At 72.3% G+C, this 9,210-nt stretch carries 10 protein-coding genes and 1 pseudogene; 9 read left to right on the top strand and 2 right to left on the bottom strand.

All coding sequences use genetic code 11. The features are described from left to right. On the bottom strand, window positions 1-663 hold a 663-nt coding region (locus tag SSP29_RS47360; protein ID WP_150136318.1), incomplete at its 3' end, for a site-specific integrase. A 618-nt stretch (window positions 664-1,281) separates the two neighbouring features. On the opposite strand from SSP29_RS47360, the gene SSP29_RS47355 reads away from it, so the two are divergent. The 6 genes and pseudogenes from SSP29_RS47355 (at window position 1,282) to SSP29_RS47330 (ending at window position 4,940) form a co-directional block, all read left to right on the top strand. Next, window positions 1,282-1,638: a zinc ribbon domain-containing protein YjdM gene (locus SSP29_RS47355; protein WP_089107203.1), complete on the top strand. Its 357-nt coding sequence runs from the start codon at window positions 1,282-1,284 to the stop codon at window positions 1,636-1,638. Window positions 1,639-1,791: 153 nt separating this feature from the next. Beyond that, window positions 1,792-1,881 (top strand): annotated as a pseudogene (locus SSP29_RS57925) (transcriptional regulator); the annotation flags it as partial. Between the two features lie 26 nt (window positions 1,882-1,907). Then, window positions 1,908-3,641, top strand: a complete 1,734-nt coding sequence (locus SSP29_RS47345) for a SulP family inorganic anion transporter (RefSeq protein ID WP_089107202.1) — start codon at window positions 1,908-1,910, stop codon at window positions 3,639-3,641. Further along, a complete protein-coding gene (locus SSP29_RS47340; RefSeq protein WP_089107201.1) occupies window positions 3,638-4,048 on the top strand; it encodes a pyridoxamine 5'-phosphate oxidase family protein in 411 nt (136 codons plus the stop codon). Before SSP29_RS47345 ends, SSP29_RS47340 begins: the two co-directional genes overlap by 4 nt. Then, the gene (locus tag SSP29_RS47335) at window positions 4,045-4,476 is read left to right on the top strand and encodes an ATP-binding protein (RefSeq protein WP_089107200.1); all 432 of its coding nucleotides are present in this window, start codon (window positions 4,045-4,047) and stop codon (window positions 4,474-4,476) included. Before SSP29_RS47340 ends, SSP29_RS47335 begins: the two co-directional genes overlap by 4 nt. A gap of 50 nt (window positions 4,477-4,526) precedes the next feature. Continuing rightward, on the top strand, window positions 4,527-4,940 hold the full coding sequence (locus tag SSP29_RS47330; RefSeq protein WP_089107199.1) for an STAS domain-containing protein: 414 nt from the start codon (window positions 4,527-4,529) through the stop codon (window positions 4,938-4,940). 10 nt (window positions 4,941-4,950) lie between these two features. Here the strand turns inward: SSP29_RS47330 and SSP29_RS47325 are convergent, their stop codons facing one another. After that, window positions 4,951-5,514, bottom strand: a complete 564-nt coding sequence (locus SSP29_RS47325; protein ID WP_245883566.1) for a 2-phosphosulfolactate phosphatase — start codon at window positions 5,512-5,514, stop codon at window positions 4,951-4,953. A gap of 650 nt (window positions 5,515-6,164) precedes the next feature. On the opposite strand from SSP29_RS47325, the gene SSP29_RS47315 reads away from it, so the two are divergent. The 3 genes from SSP29_RS47315 (at window position 6,165) to SSP29_RS47305 (ending at window position 9,210) form a co-directional block, all read left to right on the top strand. After that, complete coding sequence (locus SSP29_RS47315; protein WP_089107197.1) at window positions 6,165-6,515, top strand: ArsR/SmtB family transcription factor; 351 nt, start codon at window positions 6,165-6,167, stop codon at window positions 6,513-6,515. 182 nt (window positions 6,516-6,697) lie between these two features. Continuing rightward, window positions 6,698-7,180, top strand: coding sequence for an NADH-quinone oxidoreductase subunit B family protein (locus tag SSP29_RS47310; RefSeq protein ID WP_089107196.1), 483 nt, complete (start codon window positions 6,698-6,700; stop codon window positions 7,178-7,180). Then, window positions 7,177-9,210, top strand: coding sequence for a proton-conducting transporter transmembrane domain-containing protein (locus tag SSP29_RS47305; protein WP_089107195.1), 2,034 nt, complete (start codon window positions 7,177-7,179; stop codon window positions 9,208-9,210). The genes SSP29_RS47310 and SSP29_RS47305 overlap by 4 nt, the downstream gene beginning before the upstream one ends.

The raw sequence follows: 9,210 nt of genomic DNA, 5'->3' as shown, positions 1-9,210 counted from the left end.
CGGGCCGTTGGGATGGGAAAGTCTGACCCTTCCGGCAGCCGCCGGGCTGCCGGGGCGGGCGTAGCGCTCCAGGGAGCGGACGGAGGCGTGGCGGGAGCTGGCCAGCAGCATCGGGGTGGAGGTGCCGTCCTCCGCGTCGTGCGTCAGGGCACTGTGACGTAGCCGGTGAAGCGTCCAGCCGTCCAGGTCCTCGATGTCGTCGGGCGAGGCGAGGGGGTTTGCCGGCAGCCGGGTGTTCTCCTCGAAGATCTCCTCAGCGCGGTGGTAGGAGAGCCGGGCCCGGCCGGTCTCCGGGCACACGTCGAGCGTGGGTGTTCCGGCCGGGGCCTTGCGGTCGGTGAGGAACAGCGGGCCGCGGGTACGGCGGGCGATGAGGCGGGGCAGGAGCTGGGCGGTGCCGGACTGCCAGTGGATCCACTCGGTCGCCCCGCCCCTGGCGGTGATCCTGCCGCGCTTGTCCTGCGGGTAGAGGTCTTCCACGTTGAGGCACAGCACCTCGTCGGCCCGTGCGGCGGACTCGTAGAGCATCTTCCACTGCGTCTTCTCCCGCAGCGCGACGTCGAGGCGCCACAGGGCGGCGATCTGGTTCTCCGCGAGAGCCCGAGAGCCTTGGTGCGGTCCGGCCGCGCCGGCCGCCGCTCGACGCCGATCGTCGGATCGCACTCGATCCAGCCTTGGCGCTGCCACCAGCCGATCGCCTTGCGCGCGATGGACAGCTCCCGGTTGACGGTGTCGGCGTCCATCTCGTCCGCCCGCGCCGCCGCCAGCTCGGCCAAGACCTCCGGCAGTGCCGGGTCGTCGATCGCGGCAACGGGGAGGACGGGCGGGTTCGCGCCTCGGCGGGCGGGTCCGTCAGCTCTTCGCCTTGAAGTCCGCGAGGTATACACGGACCGGCTCGGCCCCAACCGGGCACCGCTTCCGCTTCTTCGGGCACCGTCGGCAGTGCGTCAGGTGCTCGATACGGGCGGCGTAGCTGCCCTGGGCGGCGAGTGGGATCGCATCCAGCGTTCGGAGCCTCCCCGTGTTCCAGCCATGGCCGGCACTGTCGACCCGGATTCAGTCGGCATATGTCCGGATGCTCGGGCCCGGGACCTGAACCACGTGAGCGGAGGAAGAGGTTCCCCACTCCTGTGCGGGCCCGTGGGCTGTGCCGCTTGAGGCGGCGGCCGTGTGGTGAGGTCTGCGTTGTCGTGGGATCGGAGTCAAGCGCCAGCGTGGAGGCAGGCGTCAGCTCGTGCAGAGCGCGTCGGGGCGCAGGTCGGCGCCGGATACGCTGGCGGGGTGATCGATAATCTTCCTCCCTGTCCGAAGTGCTCCTGTGAGTACACCTACGAGATGAACGCCCTGGTGGTCTGCCCGGCGTGCGGCCACGAGTGGGTGCCCGCCGAGGGTGCCGCGGACTCGGGCGCCCCGGCCGAGAGGGTCGTCAGGGACGCCGTCGGAAACGTCCTGCATGACGGCGACTCCGTGGTCGTTGTCAAGGCGCTGAAGGTCAAGGGCAGCCCTTCGGGCATCAAGGCCGGCACCAAGGTGCGCAACATCCGGCTGGTCGACGGGGTCGACGGCCACGACATCGACTGCAAGGTCGACGGTTTCGGGGCGATGCAGCTGAAGTCGAGCGTGGTCAAGAAGGGCTGACCCCGGCACCGGGGACTCCTCAGCGCACCCACCGGATGCTGAATTGCAAAATTTCGCAATTGGTTAGATGCTGTAGTCGCTGTGCTTGCAAGTAGCGTGGCCACAGCCGCTGCCTGGCCCCGGACGGGGCGCTGTCGGGGAAGTCGAGGGGTCGTGTCCGTTCCGCTGTACCAGGCCAAGGCCGAGTTCTTCCGGATGCTGGGGCATCCCATACGGATCCAGGTGCCGGAGTTGCTGGCCGAGCTGCGGGAAGTCGAGGTCGCCGCGCGATGACGTCCGCCCTCACCCGGATCCGGGGCCGGATCGCCGCGCTGCTGCCTGGCCGTAGCGATCTGGCGGAGATACGCCGCGACCCGCGCCGGGACCTGCTCGCGGGCCTGACGGTTGCGATCGTCGCGCTGCCGCTCGCGCTGGGCTTCGGCGTCTCCTCCGGGCTCGGCGCTGAGGCGGGACTGGCGACCGCGGTCGTGGCCGGTGCGCTCGCCGCCGTGTTCGGCGGCTCGAATCTGCAGGTGTCCGGGCCGACGGGCGCGATGACCGTGGTGCTCGTGCCGATCGTCGCCGCACACGGGCCGACGGGGGTGCTCACGGTGGGGCTGATGGCGGGCGTGATGCTCGTCGCGCTCGCCCTGCTCAAGGCCGGCAAGTACATGCAGTATGTGCCCGCGCCCGTGGTCGAGGGGTTCACCCTCGGCATCGCCTGCGTGATCGGTCTGCAGCAGGTCCCCAACGCGCTCGGGGTACCCAAGCCCGAGGGCGACCGCGTCCTCGTGGTGACCTGGCGCGCCCTGGAGGAGTTCGCGAAGGATCCGAACTGGACCGCCGTCGCCCTCGCCCTGGCCGTTGCCGCTGTCATGCTCACCGGGGCCCGCTGGCGGCCCACCGTCCCGTTTTCCGTTCTCGCGGTGATCGCGGCCACCGTCGTGGCCCAGGTGGCCGGTCTCGACGCGGCGAAACCGATCGGTGACCTGCCGTCCGGCCTGCCCGCTCCGTCCCTCGCCTTCCTGGACACCGGCGCGCTCGGCTCCCTGCTCGCTCCCGCTGTCGCGGTCGCGGCGCTGGCCGCCCTGGAGTCGCTGCTGTCGGCCTCGGTGGCCGACGGTATGACGGTCGGCCAGAAGCACGACCCGGACCGGGAGCTGTTCGGCCAGGGCCTGGCCAACATCGCCGCTCCACTGTTCGGCGGCGTGCCCGCGACCGGAGCGATCGCCCGCACCGCGGTCAACGTCCGCACCGGCGCGAGTTCCCGGCTGGCCGCCCTCATCCACGCCGCGGTCCTCGCGGTGATCGTCTTCGCGGCCGCGCCCCTCGTCTCCAGGATCCCGCTGGCCGCGCTCGCGGGCGTGCTGCTGGCCACCGCGATCCGCATGGTCGAGGTCGGCTCGCTCAAGGCGATGGTGAAGGCCACCCGCTCGGACGCCCTGATCCTCGTGCTCACCGCGGTCGCGACCCTGGCCCTGGACCTCGTCTACGCAGTGATCGTCGGGCTGGTCGTCGCGGGCGCCCTCGCCCTGCGCGCCGTCGCCAAGCAGGCCCGCCTCGACCAGGTCCCGCTCGACCGCGGCGACCACAGCGCCGAGGAGCACGCGCTGCTCGCCGAGCACATCGTCGCCTACCGCATCGACGGCCCGCTGTTCTTCGCCGCCGCGCACCGCTTCCTCCTGGAGCTGGCCGAGGTCGCCGACGTCCGCGTCGTCATCCTGCGCATGTCCCGCGTGACCACCATCGACGCCACCGGCGCCCTCGTCCTCAAGGATGCGGTCGAGAAACTCAACCGGCGCGGCGTCGTCGTCATGACCTCCGGAATACGCCCCGGCCAGCGTCAGGTCCTGGACTCCGTCGGCGCGCTGGACCTGCTGCGCCTGGACGGGCGCGAGTACGCCACCACCCCGGAGGCGATCCAGGGCGCCCGCACCCACCTGGAGTGCGCCGGAGTCATGTCGGCCCTCTCTCCCCAGACGTCCCGGCCCACCAGCGAGGAAACAGAGGAAACCGTCGGATGAGCACTCTGCCCGCAGCCCTGCGCAGGGTCGAGGTCTCCGGTGCCGAGGCCCTGTGGCTGCTGGAGGGCAGCGCGCTGGGGCGGCTGGTGTACCCCCAGCGGGAGGTGACCGTGATCCGGCCCGGCCGGGCCACATGGGAGTACGGCCGCCTGGCGGTGCGTACTCCCGTACCGGCCGCCGCGATCCCCGCCACCGCGACGTACCACGTGGACGAGGCCCGCGCGGCGACCGGCACCGGCTGGAGCGTCACTGTCACCGGCCCGGTCGACGTGATCACCGATCCGAACGAGGCCGCCCACTACCAGCGCACGCTGGCGGGTTGGTCCCACGGCCCGCACGACACCCTGTTGCGCCTGCACCCCAAGACGGTGAGCGGTCTCCGCCTCGCCCGCGCGGAGGCGTGGTGAGCACCCGGCTCGCGGCCCTGCCCCACCGGCATGTGCTGACGCTGCCCACACTGCCGTCCGCGGTCCGCACGGCCCGTCAGACCGCCGAGCAGGCCCTGGCCGAGTGGGGCATCAACCTGCGCCATCCCAGCGTCGGCCCGGCCCTGTTGATTCTCAGCGAACTGGTCACCAACAGTGTCCGGCACGCCGCGGTGCTCTCCCCGCAGGTGACCGTGATCTACGCGGCCGGCGCGGACACTCTGGCCTTCGCCGTACATGACCGCCACCCCTACCAGCCGTCGCTGTATGCGTCGGTCACCGGCACCGGCACCGGGCCGAGCGGTCTGGCCACCGTCATGGAGCTCACCCTCGGCCTGGGCGGCACTGCGGTCGTCCGGGGTGACGCCGACGGCAAGGGCAAGAGCATCTGGATCACCCTCCCCCTTTGAGCCCGCCTCCTGTGACCCGACAGGCTGACCGCGCAAGGAAGTTGACGACCATGACCATCGAGTGGCGCTACACCATCGAGGGTGATCTGGACATCCTCTCGGTTGCCGGCCACCTGGGCCCGGACGCCGCGCGTCGCTTCACCGGTGCCGTCGGCCGGGCGCCGGCCCGCGGCACCGGTCCGGTCGTCGTCGACCTGACCGAACTGCGCGGCTGGTCGGTCGAGGGACAGCTGGCGATCACCGAGGCTGCCCGCCTGCTCGCGCGGGCGGGCAGCAGCCTGGAGCTGGCTGCGATCCCCGCCGACGGCTCCCTCGTCCCCACTGGTGACGACCCGCTGATTCCGGTCCACGCCGACCTGCCCGCCGCGCTCGCCGCGCACGGCATCCAGCCGGGGGAACCGGCCGCGGCACGCCAGTCGTGGCAGACCACCGGCCGGCCTGCCGGTGACCCGAGCGCCGGGTGACCTCCCCGGCTCAGCCGGGCGCGAAGGCGTTGTCGCCGTCCCGGACGGGCACGAGCGTGGAGGAGTCTTCCTCGGTGGCGATCGCCACGTCCTCGGCGAACCCCATCACGGTCAGTTCGCGCCCGGAGGCGCTGGCGCTGATCGCGTGGGCGAGGCCGGCGGTGCCCTCGAAGCCCGCTTTCGCGGCCGCGGCCTCTGTGGACAGCGGACCCGCTCCCTGGGAGCCAGGCTCGGAGACGAGGGCGCCGGCGCCCAGCAGGGCTTCCAGCGCGGGACGCAGGCTCCCGTCGGGCCACCCCTCGCCTGCGGCGATCACCGCGACGGGGTGTTCGGGGCTGCCGTAGCCGCGGGAGACGAGCCGGCTGCTGACCGCGGTGACGTTACGCAGGCAGGCGGCGATCACCCGTATCCCGGGTCGTGCGGCGGCGGCGACGGACGCGCTGCCCGGTGACGGCAGTACCAGGCGGGCCACGGCGGGCGCGGCGCGCAGGTGCGCGGGGGAGGGGGACCACGGGGTCGCGGGGGGTGACGGTGAGACGGTGGGCGGCCGGCCGCGCCCCCCGCCGGCGTGCATACGCGGCGGCAGCCTTCTCGGCATCCGTCGCGGAGCCGTCAGGCCACCAGAGCGGCAGGACGCGGATGCCCGTCTCGACGGCGACGCTCACCGACGTGCTGAAGGACAGCACGTCGACGATGACCGGGCAGGCCGCCTCCAGCGCGAGGCGTCGCGCGCCGGTGGGCCCCACTCGAAGCAGACTCCACTGCCGGGCTGGAGATCCCAGTCGCCCATCGCATCCCTCTCCGGCTCTGCTTGCCGTGCGGGGTTCATCCCTGGCGGGGATACGGGGCCGGCTGATCGGCACGGCCTCCGAAGGCCAACTTCAGCAGGCGGGACTCGCCGCAGCGCGGACAGCTGCCGTCCGGAGCAAGGGCGGTGGGCCGGCACTTCAGACGGCAGCCGGGGCACTTGAACCAGGCGACGCCACTGCCGCGCAGCGGGGTGATCCTCACGCAACCCTCCTCACAAGACCTCAGGAATTGCTAACATTAGCAATTCCTGAGGTCATCACTGGTGGATTCGGCGGTCCTCTCCTCCGGTGCGGTTTCGGCCTGGCCGGTGTCGCAGGCGAGGATGGGTCGCATGTTCTTGACGAGTAGGTGGATGCGATGCGCCGAGCTGCGGCCGGTGGTGCCGTGCTGCTGCACGGGGGAGGAGGCGGCCAGGTGAGTACGCCGCTCTACCAGCTGAAGGCCGAATTCTTCAAAACCATCGGCCACCCGGCCCGCATCCGTGTCCTGGAGCTGCTGAGCGAGCGCGAGCACGCGGTCGCGGAGATGCTGCCCGAGGTGGGCATCGAGGCCGCGCACCTGTCCCAGCAGCTCGCGGTACTGCGGCGCGCGAACCTCGTGCGGACCCGGAAGGAGGGCTCCAACGTGTACTACTCGCTGGCCAGCCCAGACCTCGCGGAGCTGCTGCGGGTGGCACGGGGCATCCTGTCCGGCGTGCTGGCCGGGCAGGCCGAACTCCTCGCCGACCTGCAGGCCGCGCAGGGGGAGGCGAAGCCGCCGCCGTAGCGGCGGCCCCAGGACGGCGGCCGTCTCCTCGGAGAGTTGACAGCGCTCTCTGGTGCCGGGAGGCGGCCGCCTTCACAAACATTGCCCATCGGGGCAAAACATTGGAAAAGTGCCGTAACTCTGGTCGCGGGATGGCCGGTTGGTCCCCTGCGGAGAGGTCCTCACCGTCTCAGGGAGGGTTCATGGGTCTGCTGCGCAAGATCCGCGCCACCGGGCGGGTGGCCGAGCCCGCGCCGCCGCGCCCGCAGGGCGACGTGCCCGAGAGGGCACGGGAGCTGGGCGGCTCGGTGCAGGTGCGGTGCGTGGACGCGGGATCCTGTAACGGCTGCGAGATCGAGATCGCGGCGGCCTTCAACCCGGTGTATGACGCGGAACGTTACGGGGCGCGGCTGGTGGCCTCGCCCCGGCATGCGGACGTGGCGCTGGTGACCGGGCCGGTGACGCGGAACATGGCCGAGCCGCTGCGGCGCACCGTCGCGGCGATGGGCGAGCCGCGGCTCGTGGTGGCGGTCGGAGACTGTGCGATCAACTGCGGGGAGTTCGCGGGCGGATACGGCGTCGAGGGCGCCGTGTCCGACGTTGTACCGATCGATCTCCAGGTCCCGGGGTGTCCGCCGGAGCCGGCGGAGATCATCGCCGCACTCCGGAGAGTGACGGGACGGTGAGTCTAATCCCGGCCGCCCTCGCGACGGCCACCGCACTGGCCGGCGCGGGAGCGCTGGCCGGGTGCGCGCTGCCTTACCGGCAGCGTGTTCCGGTCGTCGGCGTGCTGACGGCCGGTGTGGGGGCGGGCGGTTGTACGGCGGGCGCGGCCGCACTGAGCGGCAGCCGCTGGAGTGCCGCCTTCCCCGGGCTGCTTCCGCTGGCCGGGGCGCATGTGGCGGTGGACGCGCTGGCGGGCCTCTTCATGGCTGTGGCGGGGGCGGTCGTCGTCGCGGTCGCGGTGTACGGGATCGGGTACGCGGCCGGGCACGGCGCCCATGGGCTCGGCTCACATTCCGCGCAGGCCGTGTTGCCGCTGTTCGCGCTCACCCTCGTGCTGGTGCCCGTCGCGGCCTCCGTGTCCACGTTCCTGGCCCTGTGGGAAGTGATGGCGCTCGCGTCGCTGCTGCTGGTGCTGGCCGAGCACCGGGAGCGGGTCTCGGTGCGGCAGGCCGGCATCTGGTACGCGGTGATGACCCACCTCGGCCTGGTGCTGCTGCTGGCGGGGTTCGCCCTGTTCGCCGCGCAGACAGGCGGGGAGACCTTCGCCGCGCTGCGGGCGGGCGCGCACACCGTGTCGCCGGCGGTTCGCGGGCTGGTGTTCGTCCTGGTCATGCTCGCCTTCGCATCGAAGGCGGGTGCCGTGCCGCTGCACGCCTGGCTGCCGCGCGCGCATCCCGAAGCACCCAGCCCCGTCTCGGCGTTGATGAGCGCGGCCATGGTCAACCTCGGGATCTACGGCCTGGTTCGCACCGGCTTCGATCTGCTCGGCGGCGGTCCGGCCTGGTGGTGGCTGGGGCTGATCGCGGTGGGCGGCGCCAGCGCGGTGTACGGCATCCTGCAGGCGGCGATGGCCTCCGATCTCAAGCGCCTGCTGGCGTACTCGACCTCGGAGAACATAGGCCTGGTCCTCATCGGCGTCGGCGCCTCGGGACTGTTCGCCGCCTACGGCAACCGGCCGCTGGCCGCGCTGGCGCTGGCCGCGGCGCTTCTGCACGTGGTCAACCACGCCGCGTTCAAGGCCCTGTTGTTCTGCGCGGCAGGCGCGGTGCTGCGGGCCACCGGCCTGCGGGACCTGGACCGTATGGGCGGGCTGCGCGCGCCCATGCCCGTCACCGCCGGGCTGTTCGCGCTGGGCGCGCTGGGTGCGGTGGCGCTGCCGCCGGGCAACGGATTCGTCAGCGAGTGGCTGCTGCTGCAGTCCCTGATCCATGGGCTGGCAGTGCCGGGCGTCGCGGTGGCGGTCGTCCTGCCCTTGTCGGTGGCACTGATCGCACTGTCTGCGGGCATCGCCGCGGCTGTGTTCGTCAAGGCGCTCGGGGTGGGCTTCTTCGCCCGGCCGCGCAGCACGCAGGCGGCGGCAGCGAAGGAGGCACCACGGCTGATGCTCGCCGCGATGGCCTTGCTCGGGGCAGGGTGTGCGGCTCTGGCCCTGGTTCCGGGACTGCTGGGCGACGGCCTTGACCGGGCCGTGGACGCGGTCGGTCTTCCCGGCAGCGGCGCGGTGTCGGACGGCGGGCTCAAGGTGCGGCTCACCGACGTCTCCGCGACGCTGTCCCCGCTGTGGGTGGCAGCCGCGTTGACGACCGCGCTCGCGCTGGCCGTCGGCCTGCCCCGGCTGTACGGACGGCGGCGGCGTCGGGTGAACGCCCGGCTGTGGGACTGCGGGGGCGGGGCGCCGACCCCGCGCATGGCCTACACCGCAACCTCGTTCGCCGAACCTCTGCAGCGGGTCTTCGACGACGTCCTCGCACCCGAGCAGGACGTGGACGTCACCCCGGTGCGGGAGTCGGCGTACCTGGTGGAACGGGTGCGCTTCCAGCACCGGGTACCCGACCGGATCGAGCACCGGCTGTATGAACCGGTGCTGCGGTCCCTGGCCGGTGCCGGGCAGGCGGCCCGGCGGCTGGCGGGTGGCAGCGTTCACCTCTACCTCGGCTACGGCTTCGCCGGACTGGTCGTCCTTCTGTTGATCCTGGCGGTTGGCTGGTGA

Source organism: Streptomyces hyaluromycini, from assembly GCF_002217755.1.
Taxonomy (GTDB): Bacteria; Actinomycetota; Actinomycetes; order Streptomycetales; family Streptomycetaceae; genus Streptomyces; species Streptomyces hyaluromycini.
Note: the sequence above shows the minus strand (reverse complement) of the source record. Positions and strands in the feature narration are given on the sequence as shown.

Bases quoted from the DNA above. Each gene is read 5' to 3' on its own strand.
- SSP29_RS47330 (WP_089107199.1), top strand. From the start codon at position 4,527: ATGACCATCGAGTGGCGCTACACCATCGAGGGTGATCTGGACATCCTC.
- SSP29_RS47340 (WP_089107201.1), top strand. From the start codon at position 3,638: ATGAGCACTCTGCCCGCAGCCCTGCGCAGGGTCGAGGTCTCCGGTGCC.
- SSP29_RS47325 (WP_245883566.1), bottom strand. From the start codon at position 5,514: ATGCACGCCGGCGGGGGGCGCGGCCGGCCGCCCACCGTCTCACCGTCA.
- SSP29_RS47345 (WP_089107202.1), top strand. From the start codon at position 1,908: ATGACGTCCGCCCTCACCCGGATCCGGGGCCGGATCGCCGCGCTGCTG.
- SSP29_RS47310 (WP_089107196.1), top strand. From the start codon at position 6,698: ATGGGTCTGCTGCGCAAGATCCGCGCCACCGGGCGGGTGGCCGAGCCC.